This window comes from Dyadobacter sp. 3J3 (genome assembly GCF_009801115.1).
Classification (GTDB): Bacteria; Bacteroidota; Bacteroidia; order Cytophagales; family Spirosomataceae; genus Dyadobacter.
This window is the reverse complement of the sequence record NZ_VTOL01000002.1, coordinates 388,962-412,271: the sequence shown is the minus strand read 5'-3', so window position 1 is coordinate 412,271 and position 23,310 is coordinate 388,962. Positions and strand designations below refer to the sequence as shown.

Genomic DNA, 23,310 nt, shown 5'->3' with positions numbered 1-23,310 from the left:
ACAAAAAAAGGGACTCTTTTACAAGTCCCTTTCTATTCATATATGGTGTCAGAAATCAGAATGATTATTTTGCAATATCAATCTGTACTGCTTTTCCTTTAATAGTGTTACCATCCATGGCACGTAGTACTGTGCGCGCATCACGATCTGGAACATCAACAAAAGTGAATTTATCATAGATATCAATCGCACCGATTGTTTTACCAGGAATGTTTGCTTCACCAGCAATCGCTCCAACGATATCACGAGGCATGATATGATCTTTACGTCCAAGGCTTAGGAACAAACGAGTCATACCTGCTTCCGGTGCCGCTGTACGTTTTGCCTCGCCATCACGTTCACGTGGAGCACGTGATTCGCTGCTGCTGCTGCGTTCTCTTGGAAAACGATCACCGCCACTGCTAGGTCCACGACGATCTCCTTCACGGCTACCGCCATCACGAGAACCTCTGTCAAAACGTCCGCCAGTTGATCCGCCAGATGAACGACGTTCGAAACGATCGCTTCCACCTTCACGACGACCTTCTCCGCCACGTCTTTCTTCCCATGCCAAATTAGTATCTGCGTATTCGTTTTTCTGAACACCCATAATTTGTTTGGCAAGCGCTGCTACAATTTGTTCCGTTGTAAACCCGCTGTGACGTAACATTTCCAACACATCCTGGTAAAGATCTGTATCGCCTTCCTGAATAGAAGCAGAAATACTTTCTACGAAACGAGCTTTACGAACACCAACGATATCTTCATAAGAAGGTATAACGCCTTTTTCGATTTTTACTTTTGTATAGTTTTCAATGGTCTTTAAACGGAATTTTTCGTCACGTGCAACCAGTGAGAATGCTTTTCCGGACATACCGGCACGGCCTGTACGGCCAATACGGTGTACGTAATATTCTTCGTCCAAAGGAATGTCGTAGTTAATTACGCCATCAAGTCCGCTCACGTCAATACCACGTGCAGCAACGTCAGTCGCAACAAGGATGGTTGTAACACCCGCCTTGAATTTGCTCATTACATTGCTACGCTGTTGCTGGCGCAAGTCACCATGGATACCTTCTGATGCGTAACCACGAAGCTGTAATTCTTCAACGATTTCGTCCACTTTGCGTTTTGTATTACAAAATACAAGCAGTGATTTCAAATGGTACATATCAATCAAACGAGTCATTACTTCAACTTTCGCCTGAGGTTTTACTTCAAAACAAACCTGTTCGATGTTAACATTAGTAAGCTCATTACGAACTACTTTAATCAACACAGGATCGTTAAGGAATCTTTTTGTGATCGACATAATCGGCTTCGACATTGTTGCCGAGAAAAGGATTGTCTGGCGATCTTCCGGCATGTCAGCCAAAATGCTTTCAATGTCTTCACGGAAACCCATGTCCAACATTTCATCCGCTTCATCAAGAACCATCATGCGCACTTCGTCAAATTTCAATGTACGACGCTGCATGTGATCCATCACACGACCAGGAGTTCCTACAACAATATGAACCCCTTTTTTCAATGAACGTATCTGGCGATCAATAGAATCGCCACCGTAAATAGCTTCAATTTTAATTCCACGCTGAAATTTAGCAAGTCTTCCGATTTCCTCAGAAACCTGCACAGCTAATTCTCTTGTAGGGCAAAGTATAAGTGCCTGAACAGCATTGCTAGATGTGTCAATACGTTCAAGTACAGGTATTCCAAATGCAGCAGTTTTTCCGGTTCCCGTTTGAGCCTGGCCAATTACGTCAGATCCTTGCATAACAGCAGGGATACCTTGCGCTTGTATTGGAGAGGGTTTTGTGAACCCCATTTCAGTTAAGGCTTTAAGGATGTTTTCTGAGAGTCCTAAATCAGCGAAGGTCTCAAAATCTTCAATTGTCTCAATTGTTTCAGTAGTCATCTATCTTGTTATTATTAAAATTCTTTAAAAATTATTTTATAAGAATTAGAAGTCAGTAGGTTGCCATCAATATCAATCGGATATCCTTCATGACGAATATCAAATACAATATTGAAAACCTGCACAATTTGAAATCATGTCTGATTGTTAAGGTAAACCGCGAAAAACCGGTTTGATACAACAACGCTGATGACTTTCAGTAATTTAAATTTAAGGGATTGCGCTAAGCCCACCACAAGACATCCGTGGGGCTCTGCATGACGAAACGGGTAAAAACCAACCAGGCGTTTTAAAGGTTGGTGGCGCTAAAAATAATCGCCGAACCGTGTATGAAGCAGAGAAGCGAACGGATGTTCGTTCTAATTTTTTTACAAAAGTACAAATAATATTTAAACAATCAATAGTTAGGTGAAAAATAATTGTAATATTTTCAGAAATAAAATTTGGCAGGTTTCTGAAAGTAAATGAAATAGTATCCCTGGTAGTCTCAGAATGCTTTCTGCCTCAATTTTCGAATAGTTACTTTTTTGTATTTAGCCCGTATCAAGAGGAAAATCACCAGGGTTGGTGACAGGAAATTTCACAACTATATACATTCTATCATGAAAAAAGTAGTTTTAAGTATGATGTTCACACTTGCAGGCATTGCTGCGCAAGCTCAAAGTAATTCAATTCTAGTTTATGGAGGCCTGGGAATTAATAGTTCGAAATCTTCTGCGGATATTAAAACAAACAGTTTTTCTTTCACGCCAGCCGTAGGATATCAATGGAACGATCATTGGACGGGGGGAGTGAATCTTAAAACGACATCTTCTAAAACGGGTTCACCTGAAATCAAAACGACATCTTTCGGTGCGGGACCGTTTATTCGTTATGCCTATCCATTATCGGATATCTTCGCCGTTTATGGGCAACTAAATACTAATTTTTTATCTGGTAAAACTGCGGGGGTTAAAATGAACGGTTTTGAATCGACCATATTCCCAGCGATCGGCGTAAACCTTAAAAATGGTTTTGCATTGAACTTCAATTTCGGTAGTCTTGGATTTGCTACCAATAAAGTAAAAGGACAAAATAAAAGCAGCAGTTTTGGTCTTAATTTTGGCAGCGGTGCAGGATTTGGAATCTCGAAAAATTTCGGATTGTAAATTTGATATAAAAAAGGAAGCCGGATCGAGAATTTCGATCCGGCTTCCTGACTCAAATGTTATATTAAAGTACTTCGCTTACTTCGGTATAAGGAAGGTTCCAGGCATCAGAAACACCTTTAAACACGATTTTTCCGTTAACAACGTTAAGGCCTTTTTTCAATTCTTCATTGCTTGCACAGGCTTCTTTCCATCCTTTATTTGCCAATAACAAAGCGTAAGGAAGGGTAGCATTTGTAAGCGCAAGTGTGGAAGTATAAGGAACTGCACCTGGCATATTCGCTACGCAATAATGAACAACGCCATCCACTTCATAAATAGGATCTTCATGCGTAGTGGCATGAGATGTTTCAAAACATCCACCCTGATCAATTGCCACGTCAACCATCACAGTACCAGGTTTCATCAATTTCAACATATCACGTGTAATTAATGAAGGAGCTTTCGCGCCAGGAATAAGCACACCGCCAATAATAAGGATAGAGCTTTTTACAAGATCACGGATGTTGTATTCATTTGACATCACAGTATCAACATTCGCAGGCATAATATCTTCAAGGTAACGAAGACGGGCAAGGCTGATATCTACGATGGTAACGTTGGCACCTAAACCAGCCGCCATTTTCGCAGCCTGAGTTCCAACAATTCCACCACCTAAAACCAAAACGTTTGCAGGTTTAACACCCGCAACACCGCCAAGCAAAATTCCGAATCCACCCATTGGTTTTTCCAGATATTTTGCGCCTTCCTGTACTGCCATACGTCCGGCCACTTCGCTCATTGGGATAAGCAGCGGTAAACTTCTGTCTGTCCGTTCTACTGTTTCGTAAGCCAGACAAACAGCCTTGCGTTCGATCATTGCATTGGTAAGTGGCTCTGACGATGCAAAGTGAAAATAAGTAAATAACAGCTGATCTTCTTTGATCAAAGCATATTCACTTTCAATCGGCTCTTTTACTTTAATGATCATTTCAGCAATAGCGTATACTTCTTCGATAGTCGAAAGTATCGTTGCGCCTGCTTCGGCATATTGTTCGTCCGAAAATCCACTTCCTTTGCCCGCTTCCGTCTGCACATAAATGGTGTGTCCATGTTTGCGGAATTCGGTAATCCCGGCAGGTGTCACAGCCACACGGTTTTCATTATTTTTAATTTCTTTCGGAACGCCAATGATCATAGTAATAGGAGTTTGATTTGAAAACCAGTTGTTTTGTAATTTCTTTTTGTAAAAATACCATATAAGGGAAAAAGATTCTTTTCCTAAGATTAAATACAGAAAAAAAAACTGTTTAAGGGTTTTGCGATAGAAATAAATCCTTTCATTTGTAATGTAATATTCACTTTCAATAAAAAATTACTTTTCATGCAACTTGACCTTACCGATAAACGGATACTGGAACTGCTTCAGGAAAATTCTCAGTTCACGATGAAGGAAATTGCCAGCCGGATTAATTTGTCGGTAACGCCAGTACATGACCGTATCAGAAAGCTTGAACGTGAAGGGTTTATAGATAAATATGTCTGTTTGTTAAATCGAAGAAAGATTGGGAAATCTTTACTTGTATATTGTAATATTACCCTTGACAAGCAAAAAAGGGAAAGTTTCGAAGATTTTAATCAGGCCATTGTCAATATGCCGGAAGTTTTGGAATGTTCGGTAGTCTCTGGTAACTTCGATTATATGCTTAAAGTGGTAGTGGAAGATGGCGAAGCATACAACCAATTTTATCAGCATAAACTTTCTGCGCTGAAAAGTGTTTTACACATTAGCAGCTATTTTGTTATTTCAGAAATAAAGTACTCTACCGGTATTTCAGTTCGTTAGAAATTACAAGATGGTATGTCGGAAATATTCTTACAGTTATTAAGCCGTCAATTTTTTAATTTCGACGGCCAAAAATCAACAAAATGAATAAAAATTTTAAAGATGGTTTGAACCTGATGTCGAAGGTAACGCCAAGACGTGCCTGGAATGCCATTCAGATATTAAGCAGTTATTTTTACTCAAAAACCACAGGGCAGCCCGTTCACTGGGGAATGCCCATTGCGATTTCTTTCGAACCTACCACTTCCTGCAATTTACGGTGTCCGGAATGTCCGAGTGGCCTACGATCATTCACCCGACCAACGGGTATGATGGAAGAAAAACTTTACAAGAAAACCATCGACGAATTAGCAGATACTTTACTATACCTCATATTTTATTTTCAGGGAGAGCCTTACCTCCATCCGAAGTTTTTTGAGCTTGTCAACTATGCGCATGAAAAGGGGATTTACACCGCGACTTCCACCAATGCACATTATCTCAATGATGAAAAAGCCCGTAAAACCGTAGAGTCAGGTTTGGATCGTTTGATCATTTCCATTGACGGAACCACCCAGGAAACTTACGAGCAATATAGAATTGGTGGCAATCTGGAAAAAGTTTTGGAAGGTACCCGTAATATCATCAAGTGGAAAAAAGAACTTAAATCAAGTACGCCGCATGTGATCTTCCAGTTTCTGGTGGTTAAGCCTAATGAGCATCAGATCGAAGATGTCAAAAGGCTTGCCGAAGAAATGGGTGTTGATGAGGTTGGATTAAAAACGGCCCAGATATATGATTATGAAGAGGGTTCGGATCTGATCCCAACCATTGATAAATACTCGCGTTACAAAAAGAACGAAAGTGGTCGTTTTTCGATCAAAAACAAGTTTGTTGACCATTGCTGGAAAATGTGGCATTCCTGTGTGATCACCTGGGATGGCGGCGTAGTACCTTGTTGTTTTGATAAGGATGCTGAATACCAATTGGGCGATATGAAGAAGACCAGTTTCCGTCAATTGTGGCGTGGCAAGAAATATAACGACTTTCGGGCGTCCTTGATCCGGTCTCGTTCCGAGATCGAAATGTGCAAAAATTGCACAGAGGGAACGGAGGTTTGGGCGTGAAACATTCGCTTTTTGTGCCTTAATTTCAAATTTTAACAAATATTAATATAAGTTAATTGTTTGATATTGAGCATTTAAATACTTTTTATTTAAACTCCGTGGAACATTTTTTGGTGGTTTGCTCTGAATAATTGAAATTTGGCATTGGTAATTCAAAAATTCATGGGCAAAGTAATTGCAATTGCAAACCAAAAAGGCGGAGTAGGTAAGACTACCACCGCAATTAATCTTGCTGCAAGTTTGGCAGCATTAGAGTTTCGTACACTTATTATTGATGCAGATCCTCAGGCAAATTCCACATCCGGGCTTGGATTTAATCCACAGGAAATGGAAAACAGTATCTATGAGTGCATGGTTGAGGATGTGAGGACGGGTGAGGTGATTCTGGAAACAGATTTCCCAAACCTTAATCTGTTGCCTTCTCACATTGACCTTGTAGGAGCGGAGATTGAAATGATCAACCTTAAAAACCGTGAGCATCGGATGAAAGATGCGATTGCGGAAGTTAAGGATGATTATGATTTCATTATTATTGACTGTTCACCTTCCTTGGGTTTAATAACGATCAATAGTTTAACAGCGGCAGATTCTGTGATTGTACCCGTTCAGTGCGAATATTTCGCTTTGGAAGGTTTAGGTAAACTTCTTAATACAATCACGATCATCCAGTCCCGGTTAAATACAAATCTTGCAATTGAAGGTATTTTATTAACCATGTATGACCTGCGTTTACGTTTGTCAAATCAGGTTGTTAATGAAGTCACCAGTCACTTCGAATCTCTGGTTTTTAATACCATTATCCCCCGCAATATACGTTTAAGTGAATCGCCAAGTTACGGGATACCTGTTCTGGCACAGGATGCAGACAGCAAAGGTGCTATTAGTTATCTGAATCTGGCAAGAGAAATTCTTACCAAAAACGGATTGCTTTCAACAGATACACATCAGGGAGTAAATTGATTCATTGTATTTTAGGGGAGATCATAGCGCAGAATGGAAACAACCAATAAAAATAAAAAAATGACGGGTCTTGGTCGCGGTCTGGGAGCTTTGCTTCAGGATTCGGACAAGGGAAGTAACTCGCGTCCCAGTACGCGGCCTTCTTCCGTTGATGCGGTCGGCTCGATGAATGAAATTGATCTGGATCAGATTGAGGCCAATCCTTATCAGCCACGGACAAAATTTGACCAGGAAGCACTTCAGGAACTTGCAGATTCTATCCGTGTTCAGGGTATTATCCAGCCTATTACCGTTAGACAACTGGGGCAGGATCAGTATCAGCTGATTTCTGGAGAAAGACGTCTTCAGGCATCCCGTTCTCTTGGAATGGTGCGTATTCCAGCTTACGTGCGTACAGCCAATGATCAGCAAATGCTGGAAATGGCCCTTATTGAAAACATCCAGCGGGAAAATCTTAACTCAATAGAAATTGCCCTGAGTTATCAGCGCCTGATTCTGGAATGTAATCTGAAACAGGAAGAACTTGGCGTACGTGTTGGTAAAAACAGGACTACCGTTAATAATTATATCCGTCTGCTGAAATTACCGCCGGTCATCCAGGCTGCCTTGCGTGATAATCGCATCAGCATGGGACACGCCAGGGCGATTATTACCATCAACAGTGACCAGATCCAGTTAAAGATTTTTAATAAAATTATTGAAGAAGGATGGTCTGTTCGGAAAGTGGAAGAAGAAGTGCGGAAGCTTGGGATGATGAGCAGTATTTCTTTTGAAACCAAGAAACCTGTCACATTGAATCAGGAAATAAAATCGTTGCAATTCCAGTTGTCTTCCTTTTTTGGTGCGAAGGTTTCTGTGAAAAGCAGTGATGATCACAAAGGGGAAATCAAAATTCCGTTTGGATCACAGGACGAGTTGAAAAAGATTTTAGAAACATTGAAATTCGACGGTAAAGCTTGAAAAAGTGGTTTTGGATTGGGATGTTTATTCTTATCGCAGGTAAGATAAGTGCCCAGAAGACAGGAAAGGATGAGGAGAAACAAAGGAAAAAACCTGAAAAAACGGTTGTTTTTGACAGCACCGCTTTTATACAGGGAGATTCTGTAAAACCACAGATAGCCGTAGGAAAAAAGAAATTTATTCCAAATCCTGGAAGGGCAACCAAACTTGCAGCATTAATTCCCGGGTCCGGTCAAATTTACAATCGTGATTACTGGAAAGTTCCTTTGGTATACGCGGCTTTTGCAGGAGGCACCTGGACGGCAATCTACTGGAATGTGCGTTATCATGATTTTTTAAAGGGGTATAAAACTTTTTACGATTTATCAGACCCTACAAGTAAAACATATGGAACGATTAAAAAGGGTTTGACGGCTGACTCGCGGTTGCCGATATTTTATCGGGGTGGTGTTTTGAATGGAAAACAGGTTGATTCTTTGATGTTAACCATAGACCAGGTAAAGCGGGAAAAAAATACATACCGGCGGTATAAAGAAACGGCAATTGTATTTACAGTCGCATTGTATGCGCTTTCAATTATTGAAGCGAACGTGGCGGCGCATTTAAAAACATTTGATTTGTCGGAGGATATCAGTATGAAAGTAGCTCCGAAAATTCAGCAGCCTAATATGACGCTTCCAACGCCAGGTGTTAGTTTGGTTTTTAACCTGCACAGGCGGAAACCATAAGAGTTAAGTTTAAATATAGATTGAAATTTAAGTTTTTAGAATGAAGATATTGTTGCTGGGTTACGGCAAAATGGGGAAAACAATCGAAAAGATTGCCCTGGAAAGAGGACATAGCATTGTTGGAAAAATAGATCTCAGCAATCGCGGTGAAATGGATGAGCTTGGAAAAGCGGATGTTGACGTTGCCATCGAATTCAGTGCTCCTGAATCTGCTTATGAAAATATTACTTACTGTCTGAAAAAAGGTTGGCCCATTGTTTGCGGAACCACTGGCTGGCTTGAACATCGCTCAGAAATTGAGGCATTGTGTCAATCAGAAAAAGGTGCATTTTTCTATGCTTCCAATTATAGTATAGGTGTCAATCTGTTTCTCCGTCTCAACCGTCATTTGGCACATTTAATGAATGGACACGGTTACAAGGCTTCGATGACGGAAATCCATCATATACACAAACTCGATGCGCCAAGCGGAACTGCTATAACACTTGCCGAGGGACTTATTGCCGAGGACAGTAGTATAAAAGGATGGACTCTCGCACCTGAAAATGAAGGAGGTTTGATTCAGATCAAAGCGGAAAGAGAAGGTGAAGTACCAGGCACACACATCATCCGTTACGAATCGGAAGTTGATAAAATTGAAATTGCACATACAGCACATAGTAGAGCAGGTTTTGCGCTGGGTGCTGTAATTTCTGCTGAATGGCTTCCTGGTAAACAAGGGGTTTTTGGAATGGACGACCTTTTGAAAATTTAGACTGATTTTACTGTAACTCTCAATTAAAATAAAATATGGCTTTTAATCAGGGGAATAACCCTAGTTCTTCAAAGAAAAAATCTGCTGTTCGTGAATGGTTTGACTCTGTTCTTTTTGCGGTAATTGCAGCGACATTGATACGCTGGTTGTTTTTTGAAGCCTTCACAATCCCAACTCCATCCATGGAGAATAGTCTTTTGGTTGGTGATTTTTTGTTTGTTAGTAAACTTCATTACGGTACTCGTACGCCTAAAACACCAATCCAGGTTCCGTTGACACACCAGACAATCTGGGGAACCAATATTCCTTCTTATACCGACGCAGTTCAGTTGCCGTCTTTTCGTCTTCCGGGTTTTAGTGATGTAAAACGCGGTGATGTGGTTGTATTTAATTACCCGCCGGAATTGCAGCACCCGGTTGATTTAAAGACAAATTATATCAAAAGATGTATGGGGCTTCCTGGTGATAAGCTGGAAGTTCGGGATCTCCAGGTATTTGCCAATGGAAAAGCTGTTGAAAATCCGGTAAGGATGGAAAATGAATATTTTGTTGCTACTTCTACAAGTGTGAATGAAGCAAAAGTATTTAAGGATAACGGTATTTCGGAATTCAATTCGTACGTAGAAACGTACAATGATACAATAGCGACAAATGACCAGCCTGGATATCTGATTTTTACAACCGTTGAGATAGCGGCAAAATTAAAGCAATACGATTTTGTAAAGGGGGTAACGGTGGTTAAGGCTTCGAAAGAAATCAGCGAGCCGATGTTATATCCTAATTCTCCTTTGTTCAAATGGAACCGTGATAATTACGGACCAATCACTATTCCTGCAAAAGGAATGACCGTGCAACTAACGCCGGAAAATGTGGCTTTGTACAGTACTGTTATCAAAAGCTACGAAGGAAATGATAAAGTAGAGATCGATAATAATACCATTAAAGTGGATGGTAAAGTAATAACAAGCTATACTTTTGGCCAGGATTATTATTTCATGATGGGCGATAACCGTCACAATTCTGCGGATTCACGTTATTGGGGTTTTGTTCCAAAAGATCACATTGTTGGAAAAGCGGTATTTGTCTGGATGTCAATTGATCCGGCTCCTACAAGCTTCTTTGGTAAGATTCGTTGGAGCAGATTGTTCCGCATTATTAATTAAGTATAGAAATTTTTATTTTAAGAGGAAAAGAGTAGGCACTGAGCCAATTCTTTTCCTCTTTTTTTTGGAGAGAAAATTTGTAATTAAATATATAGTAAAATTATATATAGTTGTTTGTTTATTATTAATTTATGATGCAATATTGTATTGTAAATTATTGTTAGTCATGATAACGCCCGTTCAAAAAGAAGTAGTAAACGTCCCACAAATTTCAAAGAAAAAATCAGCTATTCGTGAATGGTTCGATTCTGTTTTATTTGCAGTAATAGCCGCTACACTTATTCGTTGGTTCTTTTTCGAAGCCTTTGTTATTCCATCTTCTTCGATGGAGCACACGCTATTGGTTGGTGATTATCTTTTTGTGAGCAAATTGCATTACGGCACCCGCACCCCGGCAACACCTCTGCAAATACCTTTGACGCATCAGAAAATATGGAATACCGAAATTCCGTCTTTTCTTGACTGGATCGCATTGCCTCAATTTCGGTTACCTGGTTTTTCAGAGGTTAAAAGGGGAGATGTTGTTGTCTTTAATCTGCCAGTTGAACATCCTGATCTATATAAAAATTACGAAGCCGTTTTACCAAATTTAAAACCTTATCCTGTTGATTTAAGGACCAACTATATCAAAAGATGCGTAGCCGAAGCGGGTGACCGGCTTGAGATTAAAAGTGGCCAGGTTTATGTAAACGGTGTAAAAAGTACAGATCCGTCTGACATGCAGAATGAGTATTTTATAGCTGTAAAAACGGCTATAAATGAAACTAATATTTTCAAGAAGAATGGGATTACTGAATTTTCACCCTACACAGAAACCTATGACGACACATTGACGGCTAACGATGAAACTGGGTATATTGTAAAAGCAACAGCGGAAATGGCTTTGAAATTGAAAGGATATGACTTTGTAAAACATGTTGATAAGCTGGTTTTAGGAAAAGGAATGCGGGAATCACATCTGTATCCAAATTCTGATTTATTGAATTGGAATAAAGATAATTACGGCCCTGTATTAATTCCCAAAAAAGGAATGACCGTAAAACTAACGACCGGAAATGCTGCTCTTTATGGTGAGGTAATTCGAAATTATGAAGGCAATGAAAATTTGATTTTAAAAGAGGGTAAAATATTCCAGAATAGGAAAGAGCTCAACAGCTATACTTTCAAACAGGATTATTATTTTATGATGGGTGATAATCGCCATAATTCAGCAGATTCAAGATATTGGGGATTTGTTCCCAAAGATCATATTGTTGGAAAAGCGGTATTTGTATGGATGTCTATTGATCCTGATCCAGCGGGTTTTATTAGTAAAATCCGCTGGGATCGGTTATTCAGTATCATTAAATAAATAAAGGCTTCCTTTCGGAAAGCCTTTATTTATTGTCACCTACTATTTTTCAGGTTTAATCTTCCTGAGAATAAATCAAGGCAGTGTATGGGGGAATTTGTAGTGAAGCAAACTGATGCAGACCATCAAATTCTCCTTGCATGGTTTCAATATCAAAAACACCCAAATGTGAAAAATCAGGATCGTAATCTCCTTTGTCGCTGTTGAAGCGAAGTTTCCATGATCCTTCTCTCGGAAAGCCTACTTTGTAATCGTCGAAAGTTTCTGTTGAAAGATTAAGAACAACAACTACGCTATCTTTTGGTCCACCGTTTTTATAACGATGCATAACAATTACTTTCTTTTCATTATCTGCACGGATAATCTGAACATCCTGTCCCTGCAGACCTTCTGTAACTCCGAACCAGTTTCTGCGTAAATGAATCAGATCCCGATGAAGATTGGCAAAACCTTGAAATTTTTCAAGTCTTGACCAGTCGATTGGATCGCTGTCTGAAAACCACTTATCTTCCAAAAGTGGTTGTCCCTGAAAAATCATTGGAATTCCGGGCGAAGTCATAACCAATGCAACGCCCAACGCAGCACGCTTTTTGGAATACCAGTTATTCACATCTCCGTTAGCAATTTCTTCCGCAACACGCGCCTGCCCATTGGAAACTTCATCATGAGATTCTGTGTAAATAATCCGTTGGAATGAATCAGTGTTATACTTGCTAGTGATTGAACTGACGACCGATGGGATATCTCTGTCCTGGTCATTAGCAGTAATTATGGCTTCGCGAACCGAGTGTACAAATTCAGCATCCCACTGAGAACCATATCCCATCCCTCCATTTTCGACAGTATTCGTCACAAAGTCAAGCGAATGCATATCTTCAGCAATCGTGATCTTATTGGGAAATTGTTCGTTAATATCTTTATTAATCCATTGCATTAAGGAAATCCCTTCCTGGATATCATTTCCCGGGTTACCATCCGCCTTCACATTTCTAATGTAGACGACCATATCCATCCTAAGTCCGTCGATACGATAATCTCTAAGCCACATTAAAGCGTTGTCGTGAATATATTGCCGGACTTCACCTCTGCCAAAATCAGGTCTTGTACCACCCCAAGGCGTTTCTGATTTCCAATCGTTATAGAAATAAATACCTCCGGTACCATTTTCAGACCAGCCATCAAATTGCCACAGATCAAGATCTGACGGCCCAAAGTGATTATAGACGACATCGAGAATAACGGCAATTCCATGTTCGTGTGCAGCTTTCACAAAAGCTTTCAGGCCTTCTGGTCCGCCGTAATCGGATTCAATGGCAAAAGGATTGGAAGGGTTATATCCCCAGGAACGATCACCTGGAAATTCAGAACTTGGCATAAGCTCAATGGCATTAATACCAAGGCCCTGAAGGTAATCCAGCTTTTCTATGGCCGTATAAAAATTACCAACTTGATTTTTCTCTTTAACGTTAAATGTACCAATATGAAGTTCATAAATAACAACTTCATTCCAGCTTGGCATCTGATAGTTAGAATCTTGCCAGTCGAAAGACGCATGATCATATACTACACCGTTTCCTGCCGAATTTGTAACTTTTAAAGCGTAAGGATCATTGCGCATCAAAATTCCGTTAGCAGTTTTGATAGCGAATTTATATTCGTCTCCTTCCTTTGAATTTTCTACTAACAAGCTCCAATTTCCGTTTGCTTCGGATTGCATCGGACTAGCCTGATCGTTCCAGTCGTTAAATGTTCCAACGACCGAAACACTTTGGGCATTTGGCGCCCAAACTCTATAATGTACTCCTTCCGGGTGACAAGTTGCACCCATACCTTCAAAATTTTGTAAAGTAGCGGTGTCTTCAGTATTTATATTTTCCATATAGGAGTTGAGGTTTTAATTTGTACTTTTTCCAAGAAGAGCAAATTTTGTGCCACGACTATACGAAGCGAAGATATTGGTCGAAAAAAAGAACAATGTCAAGCATTATTTTTTTAATTTGCGTACTCATAACACACTATAAACATTATGTCAGAAAACCCCGAAAGTGAAAAGCTTTGCACGCTTGCTCTGGTCAATACCCCAGGAATTGGTTCAGTTACTATCCGTCAACTCATAAGCTATTGCGGCAGCTCTGAAAAAGTTTTTAGCTCCGATTACAAAAAACTCATTAAAATTCCCGGAGTAGGTGATAAAGTGGCACGTTCTATTCTCAGAAAAGAGGGTCTGGCCGAAGCTGAAAAGGAATGGCAAAATTGTTTAAAAAGTGGCGCAAAACTTCATTTTTTCTCAGACACTACATATCCAAACCGTCTCAAATCACTTTATGACGCACCCGTGGTCCTGTATTCCAAAGGTAATTTTGACTACAACAGTTATAGAACTGTCGGTATTGTAGGAACGAGGCAGGTGACGGAATATGGAAAAAGTGTTACAGAAAATATTATCAAAGATCTCACTCCGTATAATCCGCTTGTCATCAGCGGTCTTGCTTATGGCGTGGATATTACTGCGCACAGAGCTTGCCTTAAAAATGACCTGTCAACAATTGGTGTGATGGCAAGTGGATTGAATGTTATTTATCCGGCCGTTCATCAAAAAACGGCCTCTGAAATGTTGGAAAAAGGTGGATTAGTTACTGAAAATGCTTTGGCTACAAAACCTGATTTCATGCGATTTCCTGCCAGAAACCGTATTATTGCTGGATTAAGTGATGTTACGATTGTTGTAGAATCTGCAAAAAAAGGTGGGAGCCTGATTACAGTAGATTTTGCTCAGAATTATCATCGGGAAGTTTTTGCAGTACCTGGGAATATTTCAAATCCTCAGTCAGAAGGGTGTAATCAACTTGTTCGGGATAATAAAGCCTGTATTTTTATCTCCGTTCAGGATATGGCGGACTCAATTGGATGGAATTTGCAGAACAAACCTACAAGTTTGGATGTTACAGGTAAAGACGACAAGAACGATTCAACTTTTATTTTTGATGGATTCACTCAGGATGAAGGCCAGGTTTTGTCTCTTTTAAAACGACAGGGGAATATGCAAGTGGATGAATTGTCCTGGCAAAGTGGTTTACATTTAAATAAATTGGCCACCTTACTGCTCAATCTGGAATTTCAGGGAATGGTGAGGTCGTTGCCTGGTAAAAAATATGGTTTAATTTAAATGATGATCAAAAGCACAATACAGTTAATTAAACAAGGTGAGGGGTTGACGATAGAGTTTAAAAGAACTATTGATAATCCATATAAAATTGCAAAAACGTTGGCTTCTTTCGCCAATACTTCTGGTGGGGTTTTGTTGATTGGTGTTGCCGATAACAGGGAAGTGATGGGGATAACTTCTGAACTTGGCGAGCTTGAAAAACTAGAAAAAGCGTGTACGGAATTAGTAGACAAAGCTTTATCAATCCGGTTTAAATCTGAGAAACTTGATAACCGGGTTTTACTTCGGGTTGAAATCGATGAAAGCCAGGAAAGGCCGCATTATGCAATTAATGAGAAAGGACAGCGAATGATTTACATTCGTGTCAAAGATAAGAGTGTCCCGACGTTAAGATTATTTATAGAAGGTCAAAGTGATTTTGATACGAAAACGCTCCTGCAATCCCGGCATGTCCGGTCTCTTATTCAATATTTGAAAGAATACGATTCTGTTACTGCAAAAGTATTTTCCCGGATCATCAATATTTCAGAAAAAAGAGCTGAACGCTTGTTAAATGACCTGTCGGATAAGCAAGTTTTACTAAAATTACAAAAGGGAAAACCTGAAATGTTTAGTCTTAAATGGGTTGAATAATTGTACTGGAAAAAGAAAAACCGGCTGAGATCATTATGATCTAAGCCGGTTTTTCTTACAAATCTATTTTATTCGATACCTACAAGTTCCAATTCAAAGATCAGATCCTGACCAGCCAATGGATGGTTGGCATCAAGAATTACAAATTCCTCAGTAACTTCTTTCACGATAACAGGAATTACCTGTCCGTTTCCGTCCTGATGCATATTCAAAGTTATTCCAACTTCCAAAGGAACGTCGGCCGGTATTTGGCTGCGCTCAAAGTTGACGATCATTTCTTCATTGATCGGCCCGTAAGCCTCTTCATTTGGAATATGAACCGTTTTTTTATCTCCAACTGCCATGCCGGTAACACCGTCATCAAAGCCTTTGATCACCTGGCCGCTTCCCAGTTGAAAAGACAATGGCTCACGTCCTGCTGAAGAATCAAACAGTTGGCCATCTGGAAGAGTGCCTGTGTAGTGTACCTGTACAGTATCACCTGCTTGTGCTTGTTTCATTTTATTAGAATCTATTGGTAAAAAAATAAGTTTAAGATAATGGTCATCAAATTATGAGCCGACATCAATATGCTCTCGCGAATAGAACTCTTCTTTTGGATGGTTTGCCCGAATAAATGCAAACGCCTTGTTCTTCCACAGAATCCAAAGGAACACAACGTATCGTTGCTTTAGTTTCCTCTTTAATTTTTTCTTCCGTTTCGGAAGTGCCGTCCCAATGTGCCAGAATGAAACCACCTTTCGTATCCAGAACGCGGATAAATTCTTCAAAAGTATCAACTTTCATCGTGTTTTCTTCCCTGAAAGTTAATGCTTTGTTATAGATTGAAACCTGAATATCATCTAATAACGTGCCAATAAATTGAGCGATTCCATCTAGCGAAACCGTCTCTTTAGTTTTGGTATCACGTCTTGCCACTTCGACTGTATTATTTTCCAGGTCACGCGCACCCATGGCCAAACGTACAGGGACACCTTTAAGCTCATATTCTGCAAATTTGTAACCTGGCTTATATGCGTCATTATTGTCAAACTTAACACTGATTCCCATTTTACGAAGCTCTTTAGTGATCGCCGCAGCTTTCTCGGATATCAAGGTCAATTGTTCTTCGTTTTTATAAATAGGAATAATAACAACCTGGATCGGAGCAAGTTTTGGTGGTAATACTAAACCCGCATCGTCCGAATGTGCCATGATAAGCGCACCCATCAAACGTGTACTTACTCCCCAGGAAGTTCCCCAGACATATTCCAGTTTTCCTTCTTTGTCCTGAAACTTAACATCAAAGGCTGTTGCAAAATTCTGACCGAGAAAATGTGAAGTTCCTGCCTGCAAAGCTTTTCCATCCTGCATTAATGCTTCTATGCAGTAGGTATCAACAGCACCAGCAAATCTTTCATTTGCTGTTTTTACTCCTTTTACTACGGGTAAAGCCATCCATTCCTCTGCAAACTGAGCGTAAATTTCCAGCATTTGTTTTGTTTCTGCCACTGCTTCTGCCGAGGTTGAATGCGCTGTGTGGCCTTCCTGCCACAGAAACTCCGTCGTTCTCAAAAATAATCGGGTACGCATTTCCCATCGTACCACATTTGCCCATTGATTGATCAGCAAAGGAAGGTCGCGGTATGACTGGATCCAGTTCTTGTAAGTACTCCAGATAACCGTTTCAGACGTCGGACGAACGATAAGTTCTTCTTCCAGTTTGGCATCCGGATCCACAATTACACCATTGCCATTGGGGTCAGCTTTTAATCTATAATGCGTTACTACCGCACACTCTTTTGCGAAACCCTCAACATGTGAAGCTTCCTTGCTAAGATATGATTTTGGGATAAATAAGGGGAAATAAGCATTCTGATGGCCTGTTTCTTTAAACATATCATCCAATGCACGCTGCATTTTCTCCCAGATAGAATAGCCGTAAGGTTTAATCACCATACAGCCTCTGACAGCAGAAGTTTCCGCCAAATCGGCTCTTTTTACAAGTTCATTGTACCATTCGGAGTAATTTTCACTGCGGGTTGGTAAGGCTTTACTCATTCTACAAAAATATTATGTAATGGAAAGGAGTATGACGGTTTGTCACTTCGCTTTTTAATCAAGTTGCAAAGATAGTTTTTTATGTTAACTTTGGAATTAATGTCATAGTAATGATGTTTTATTCACAGTCTGGTACGAAATTTTATGTATATTAGAGACAACATTATAAACAACTAGAGCCATGAGGAGTATGAATAATTTAAGATATTTTTCTCTGATTTTGCTGTTAGGTGCTGCTGGATGTAGCAGTAATCAATACGCTTCGAAATCAGGTGGAGGATATGATGACCTTTACGGAGGAAATCCAAATACGGGAGTTGTTTCAAAAAACAGTCGTTCTGCGCAGACTGTGACGCGTTCAAGTAACCCTGATTATGTTGATACACAAGCTGACGATGTTGCAGGGAACGGCGAATATTATGATGATTCTTATATTTCAGCCAGAAGTGCGCAACGCAATATTTCTGGTGATGTAGGTTACAACGCCGGTTTTACTGATGGTTATAATCAGGCAACTCGTTTTTCTAACCCTTACAATACTGGATATGGTATGAACAATGGTTTCGGATCATATTATCCAGGTAGTTACATGGGAGGAATGGGAATGGGCGGACTTGGTTTAAGCATTGGATTTGGAAGTATGTTTGGTATGAATCCATTTTCAGGTTTTGGAATGGGATATTCTTCCTACGGTTTCTCACCTTACGGTTATGGTAGTGGTATGTATGGTTATAACCCTTATGGATACAGCCCTTACGGATATGATCCATTCTACGGAAGCATGTATGGTGGCTATGGCGGATATGGCTATGGCAGTGGATTTGGAGGATATGGTGGTTATTATAGTCCATGGGCATACAACAGCCCTGTAATTGTGGTAAATAATGTAAATGACAGAAGAGGGTTTGCGCGTACTTATGGTGCACGTGAATCAGGTGGAAGCCCAAGAAGCAGCGAACGTTATAATTCAAGCTTTGTAAATTCACCTCGTTCTGTTGATAATTCGTCAGGTCGTAATTTAAGATCATCGGGAAATTCTTCGTCAGGAGATTCTTATTACTCTTCACCAAGAGCTAACAGCCGTGGTAATTCAGCTGGTAGCAGAACAGGGGTTGATGGTTCAACAGGGAATACCAATGCAAGAAGTACTGGCGGATATTCCAGATCAGGAAATACGGCAAGTGATGGAAACACTTACTATTCCCGTCCAAGAACTTCTTCTGGAAGTAATTACTCTTCGGACAACAGTAATTTGAATTCGTACACGCCTCGTTCTTCTTCGTCAGGAACAAGAAGCTCTGATTCTTACAATTTGCAAAGAAGTCAGTCAAATTATTCTGCTCCTGCACGTAGCACCCAGTCTTATCAGGCTCCCACAAGAAGTTATGATAATTATAGTGCTCCATCAAGAAGCAATAGTAACAATTACAGTGCCCCTGCAAGGACGTACAGCGCGCCAAGTTACAGTGCTCCAAGTGGAGGTGGCGGCGGCGGCGGCGGTTCAAGAGGCGGTGGAGGTGGCGGTTCAAGAGGTCCACGCTGATAATCAGGAATGATTTTTATAGATTAAATTATAAATCGACCCTGCAAAATGTCATAATTTTGCGGGGTCTTCGTTTAGTAACCAGTATGTTCAATTATTAAAAACTTTACACCAGCCATGACAAAATCAGTTAAATGGATTGGACTTTTTTGCAGTTTAACGCTATCCATTCCAACATTTGCCCAATACGCCTCTGACGCTTTTCGCTATTCTGAAATTAATCAAACAGGAACTGCCCGTTTTCAGGGACTTGGTGGCAATCATACAGCATTGGGGGGAGATGCAAGTTCAATTAGTGGAAATCCGGCAGGCTTAGGATTTTATACGAGATCTGAATTTAGTATTAGCCCATCGCTTGCAAATTATAATACAAAATCAGAGTATATTGGAAATGTTATAAAAGATGGGAAAACAAAGTTTTTCCCTTTTTCGAATGCTTCTGCGGTATTTACTAACAAACCGGGGTACCAAAGGAGGTGGAAAAGCACTTCAATAGGTATATCATACTCCCGTCAACAATCCTTTCAAAATCGATTTAATTATGCCGGACTAAATAATAGGAGTGCTTACACCGATAAAGTTTTAGACGACGTAAATCAATCTCCTGTTCCTAGCACAACAGATTTAGATAAAGATTATGATCCTAACACAAACTTGGCTTATTCGCAAGCAGCTGCTTATTACCAGTTGTTCCTAATAAACCCTAATCCATTATCATCCGGTCCTGCTTATGTCAGATATGATGCATCGAGCCCAACACAGCAAGCCGGAGCATTTGATTCAAGAGGGGCTCAAACGCAATGGAATTTTGCATACGCTGGTAATTACAACGACAAGCTTTATATTGGAGGAACAGTTGGATACAATATAATTAAATATGATTATACACAATCAATGTCTGAAACTTATACTAGTGGGACCCATTTTAGAGGCATTGATCAAAATGAAGATTTGACGGTTTCGGGAAATGGTATTAACGCAACATTTGGAATTATTTATAAGGTAACGCCCATTGTTCAATTTGGAGGTTCATTAACTTCGCCAACATTTACGAAAATCAGAGAATCATTTAATCAGAGTACATACGCTGATTATATTGTGGGATCTATTCGTGATGATAAGGGTGTTGACATTGGACCAAATACATTAGAAATTCCCCAAGCTCCTAATGATTTTGAATATTCTATGACAAGTCCATTACGTGGTTCATTAGGAGCAACGGTTTTTATTAATCAAAAAGGATTTATTACAGGCTCCATAGAATATGTAGGTTATGGAGGTATGAGGGTAAGGACAAAGTTTTATTCAGCAGATGGTAATCGTTCATTTAAGGAGAGTTATAAACAAGAAATTCAGGACAGCTATAAAGCCGGTATTAATGCACGCCTGGGCGGGGAGTATAGGTCCGGTATATTCAGGGGAAGATTAGGATTTGCCTATTTATCCGACCCTTATAAAATTCAATCTGACGGAATAAACAGAGCCAAATTATTATATTCGGCAGGTTTAGGTGTACGCAATAGCAGGTTCTTTGCAGATATTTCCGGAACCTACAATGCGTTTAAATCAGTTTATACACCTTATGTGCTAAGTAATTCGCAAGATTATGCTTCTGCTAAAATCAATAATCACACCACAAACCTAGTTTTGACTGTGGGTACATTTTTTTGATATAAATCAACAATAACAAAAGAGCCGAAAATCATTAAGATTTTCGGCTCTTTTGTTATAATAAAGGTTGAACAATTGCTGCTAATTTTGAAGCATCGGTATCGCCGCTCAATGTGAAATCTGCCCGGGAGTAATAGGGGAGACGCTGCTGGTATTTTTTTTCAAGTTCAATTTCCAGAGACGTGGCACCGGATAATAACGGACGATCATCTTTTCCGTGATTCTGAATACGCTTGGCTAGTTCAACGTGATGAACATCCAGAAAAATGCTTATTCCGGACTTTTTAATAAAATCCATATTGTCAAAAAAACATGGCGCACCTCCACCCGTGGCAATGACTACCTTTCTATTTTCAATGGTATTTTTTAATATCCGGCTTTCAACTTCACGAAAATAATCTTCGCCTTTTTGCGTAAATATTTCGTGGATGGTCATTTCCTGATCTTTTTCTATCAGCTTATCCATATCGACAAAACGATAGTCGAGCAGGCGCGCCAATTTTTTTCCCAAAGTAGACTTTCCCGAAGACGGAAGTCCGATTAGAAATATATTTTTCATGTATAACTTGTGGAAAGATAGCTGTAAAATTTCAAGACAGCTTTTGAAACTGGTTAGATAAAAAGAAAAAAACATAAGGAAATTTTCGACCTATTTTGCCAGATCTTCCAAAACTTCTTCTTCTGTTGGCGTATCATTATAGTGCCATTTCCCTTTTACAATTCCATCTTTCAAAAGCCATAATGCTGGATTCGAACGGGAAATTGTTTTCAGCACTGTCGCATCAACATAATAAAAAGGCAATACAAGTTGATGTGCTGACAAGAATTGTGTGATTTCAGCACTGCTAGCGGAAGTTAGGACAATTGGTTCAACACCTTTTTTCTTGACACTATTGACCAGTTTCTGGATGTCAGGAAATGCAGCTGTATTGATATCAGTCAGGTTTTTAATGATTAAAAAAAGCTTTTTTCCTTTAAAAGTCTGCTCTGTAAAATCCCCTGCATCATTCCATACCCGATAATCCGTAATTTTCGGTTTGGCATCCTCGTTTAAAACGATCATATCTTTAAAGACAAGTGTTGTGTCTGTCGGATACTGTTCAAATTCCTGATCTTTTCCGCCTTTTGTAAAAATGTATTTATACCGCAATGGTTCCGAAGGCTTCATTTGTGCCGGAATGCTGGCTCCAACGCGGTAAGCAAGCAAATCAAATATCGGTAAATGTCTGATCGAATAAACAGCAATGCCCAAAGATGCCATCGTAGAAAGTGCCACGATGAAACCGGTTGGCTGAGATTTGAATATTTTTCTTTTATACAGAATGATCAGAATTAATACCAGGAGGAAAATGTCCTTTCCGAATGAAGTCCAGGGAGTCAGTTTGATAGCTGCACCAAAACATCCGCAATCTGTTACTTTGTTAAAATAAGCTGAATAAAATGTCAGGAACGTGAAGAAAATAATGATAAGTAAGAGAAGCCAGGAAATTGTTTTCGGCTTATAACTGACTAATAGGGCAATCCCCAACACGACTTCCGCCGCGCAAAGAAACACAGAAAAATAAAGTGCAAACGGGATCAACGCCTCAAAGAAATGTTGAAATTGAGAAAAATCGGTTGCAAAAACTTCAAAATATTCTTCAAGCTTATATTGCGTCCCAACCGGGTCATTCAATTTAATCAGACCTGAAAAAATAAACAGTAACCCTACTATAATCTTGGAAATATGGGCAAGAATTTTCATTTTAAAGAACTTGTTAGGCAGCCGTAATTTTTAATTTTGACTAATTTGTTTGCAGCGCGTTTGACTTGATAAGACAAAATACAGCGTAATTGATCATATCCTGATAGCCGGATTTTACACCTTCCGAAACAAGCGTAAATCCTTCATTATCTTCTATTTGCTTGATACGAAGCAGTTTCATCAAAATAATATCGGTCATAGAGCTCACACGCATATCTCTCCATGCCTCTCCGTAATCGTGGTTTTTATTGAACAACAATTCTTTTACAGCTTCTACCTGATCGTTATATAATGCCGTAAGTACGTCCGCACCGATTTCACTTTTATTATTATTCAGCTCAATTTGAATAAGGGCCATTACGCAATAATTAATGATTCCGATGAACTCTCCGGAAATGTCATCATTTACTTTTTGGATACCTTTTTCCTGAATGGTACGGATTCTTTGTGCTTTAATAAATATTTGGTCTGTTATAGAAGGAATGCGCAGGATGCGCCATGAAGTTCCGTAATCTTTGTTTTTTTTTGTAAAAAGATCTTGGCAATACTGAATGATTTCCTGATATTCCGCTTCGGTCGATTTCACGCGTACTTGATGAGTTTGGCTTAAAAAATTGTCAAAAT

Annotated in this window: 21 protein-coding genes; 13 read left to right on the top strand and 8 right to left on the bottom strand. The window is 39.6% G+C overall.

What is annotated here, in order from left to right:
• Positions 1-64 precede the first annotated feature (64 nt).
• On the bottom strand, positions 65-1,894 hold the full coding sequence (locus tag FZF08_RS05565) for a DEAD/DEAH box helicase (protein ID WP_159467647.1): 1,830 nt from the start codon (positions 1,892-1,894) through the stop codon (positions 65-67).
• Between the two features lie 602 nt (positions 1,895-2,496).
• Here FZF08_RS05565 and FZF08_RS05560 point away from each other — a divergent pair.
• Positions 2,497-3,042 (top strand): outer membrane beta-barrel protein, encoded by a 546-nt coding sequence (locus tag FZF08_RS05560; RefSeq protein ID WP_159467646.1) that lies wholly within the window; start codon positions 2,497-2,499, stop codon positions 3,040-3,042.
• Positions 3,043-3,106: 64 nt separating this feature from the next.
• Here the strand turns inward: FZF08_RS05560 and ald are convergent, their stop codons facing one another.
• The gene (ald, locus tag FZF08_RS05555; RefSeq protein ID WP_159467645.1) at positions 3,107-4,219 is read right to left on the bottom strand and encodes an alanine dehydrogenase; all 1,113 of its coding nucleotides are present in this window, start codon (positions 4,217-4,219) and stop codon (positions 3,107-3,109) included.
• 186 nt (positions 4,220-4,405) lie between these two features.
• Between ald and FZF08_RS05550 the strand changes: the two genes are divergently transcribed.
• The 8 genes from FZF08_RS05550 to lepB (FZF08_RS05515) all read left to right on the top strand — a co-directional run bounded on the left by FZF08_RS05550 (position 4,406) and on the right by lepB (FZF08_RS05515) (position 11,889).
• Entirely contained in the window at positions 4,406-4,867 is a 462-nt protein-coding gene (locus tag FZF08_RS05550; RefSeq protein WP_159467644.1) for an Lrp/AsnC family transcriptional regulator, read from the top strand.
• Between the two features lie 83 nt (positions 4,868-4,950).
• Positions 4,951-5,973 carry an SPASM domain-containing protein gene (locus FZF08_RS05545; RefSeq protein WP_159467643.1) on the top strand — a complete coding sequence of 341 codons (1,023 nt, stop codon included), beginning with the start codon at positions 4,951-4,953 and terminating at the stop codon, positions 5,971-5,973.
• A gap of 162 nt (positions 5,974-6,135) precedes the next feature.
• A complete protein-coding gene (locus FZF08_RS05540) occupies positions 6,136-6,933 on the top strand; it encodes a ParA family protein (protein WP_137341955.1) in 798 nt (265 codons plus the stop codon).
• A gap of 33 nt (positions 6,934-6,966) precedes the next feature.
• Positions 6,967-7,893, top strand: coding sequence for a ParB/RepB/Spo0J family partition protein (locus FZF08_RS05535; protein WP_159467642.1), 927 nt, complete (start codon positions 6,967-6,969; stop codon positions 7,891-7,893).
• On the top strand, positions 7,890-8,621 hold the full coding sequence (locus FZF08_RS05530) for a DUF5683 domain-containing protein (RefSeq protein WP_159467641.1): 732 nt from the start codon (positions 7,890-7,892) through the stop codon (positions 8,619-8,621). Before FZF08_RS05535 ends, FZF08_RS05530 begins: the two co-directional genes overlap by 4 nt.
• A 40-nt stretch (positions 8,622-8,661) precedes the next feature.
• Positions 8,662-9,375, top strand: a complete 714-nt coding sequence (gene dapB, locus FZF08_RS05525) for a 4-hydroxy-tetrahydrodipicolinate reductase (protein ID WP_159467640.1) — start codon at positions 8,662-8,664, stop codon at positions 9,373-9,375.
• 35 nt (positions 9,376-9,410) lie between these two features.
• Entirely contained in the window at positions 9,411-10,538 is a 1,128-nt protein-coding gene (gene lepB, locus FZF08_RS05520; protein WP_159467639.1) for a signal peptidase I, read from the top strand.
• Between the two features lie 166 nt (positions 10,539-10,704).
• The gene (gene lepB / locus FZF08_RS05515) at positions 10,705-11,889 is read left to right on the top strand and encodes a signal peptidase I (protein ID WP_159467638.1); all 1,185 of its coding nucleotides are present in this window, start codon (positions 10,705-10,707) and stop codon (positions 11,887-11,889) included.
• A gap of 55 nt (positions 11,890-11,944) precedes the next feature.
• Here the strand turns inward: lepB (FZF08_RS05515) and FZF08_RS05510 are convergent, their stop codons facing one another.
• On the bottom strand, positions 11,945-13,768 hold the full coding sequence (locus FZF08_RS05510) for an alpha-amylase family glycosyl hydrolase (protein WP_159467637.1): 1,824 nt from the start codon (positions 13,766-13,768) through the stop codon (positions 11,945-11,947).
• A gap of 147 nt (positions 13,769-13,915) precedes the next feature.
• On the opposite strand from FZF08_RS05510, the gene dprA reads away from it, so the two are divergent.
• Together dprA and FZF08_RS05500 are read left to right on the top strand one after the other, a co-directional pair.
• Positions 13,916-15,055: a DNA-processing protein DprA gene (dprA, locus tag FZF08_RS05505; protein WP_159467636.1), complete on the top strand. Its 1,140-nt coding sequence runs from the start codon at positions 13,916-13,918 to the stop codon at positions 15,053-15,055.
• Complete coding sequence (locus FZF08_RS05500) at positions 15,056-15,688, top strand: helix-turn-helix domain-containing protein (RefSeq protein ID WP_229216424.1); 633 nt, start codon at positions 15,056-15,058, stop codon at positions 15,686-15,688.
• A gap of 68 nt (positions 15,689-15,756) precedes the next feature.
• Here the strand turns inward: FZF08_RS05500 and FZF08_RS05495 are convergent, their stop codons facing one another.
• Both FZF08_RS05495 and proS read right to left on the bottom strand, forming a co-directional pair.
• Complete coding sequence (locus FZF08_RS05495; protein WP_159467635.1) at positions 15,757-16,188, bottom strand: peptidylprolyl isomerase; 432 nt, start codon at positions 16,186-16,188, stop codon at positions 15,757-15,759.
• 64 nt (positions 16,189-16,252) lie between these two features.
• Positions 16,253-17,728 (bottom strand): proline--tRNA ligase, encoded by a 1,476-nt coding sequence (gene proS, locus FZF08_RS05490; protein WP_159467634.1) that lies wholly within the window; start codon positions 17,726-17,728, stop codon positions 16,253-16,255.
• A gap of 190 nt (positions 17,729-17,918) precedes the next feature.
• Between proS and FZF08_RS05485 the strand changes: the two genes are divergently transcribed.
• Both FZF08_RS05485 and FZF08_RS05480 read left to right on the top strand, forming a co-directional pair.
• A complete protein-coding gene (locus FZF08_RS05485) occupies positions 17,919-19,271 on the top strand; it encodes a hypothetical protein (RefSeq protein WP_159467633.1) in 1,353 nt (450 codons plus the stop codon).
• A 117-nt stretch (positions 19,272-19,388) separates the two neighbouring features.
• The gene (locus FZF08_RS05480) at positions 19,389-20,942 is read left to right on the top strand and encodes a hypothetical protein (RefSeq protein WP_159467632.1); all 1,554 of its coding nucleotides are present in this window, start codon (positions 19,389-19,391) and stop codon (positions 20,940-20,942) included.
• Positions 20,943-20,997: 55 nt separating this feature from the next.
• Here FZF08_RS05480 and FZF08_RS05475 read toward each other — a convergent pair whose 3' ends face one another.
• The 3 genes from FZF08_RS05475 to FZF08_RS05465 form a co-directional block, all read right to left on the bottom strand.
• A complete protein-coding gene (locus tag FZF08_RS05475; protein WP_159467631.1) occupies positions 20,998-21,501 on the bottom strand; it encodes a shikimate kinase in 504 nt (167 codons plus the stop codon).
• Positions 21,502-21,591: 90 nt separating this feature from the next.
• On the bottom strand, positions 21,592-22,686 hold the full coding sequence (locus tag FZF08_RS05470) for a BT_3928 family protein (protein ID WP_159467630.1): 1,095 nt from the start codon (positions 22,684-22,686) through the stop codon (positions 21,592-21,594).
• Positions 22,687-22,726: 40 nt separating this feature from the next.
• Positions 22,727-23,272, bottom strand: a complete 546-nt coding sequence (locus FZF08_RS05465; RefSeq protein WP_159467629.1) for a DUF1599 domain-containing protein — start codon at positions 23,270-23,272, stop codon at positions 22,727-22,729.
• Positions 23,273-23,310 lie beyond the last annotated feature (38 nt).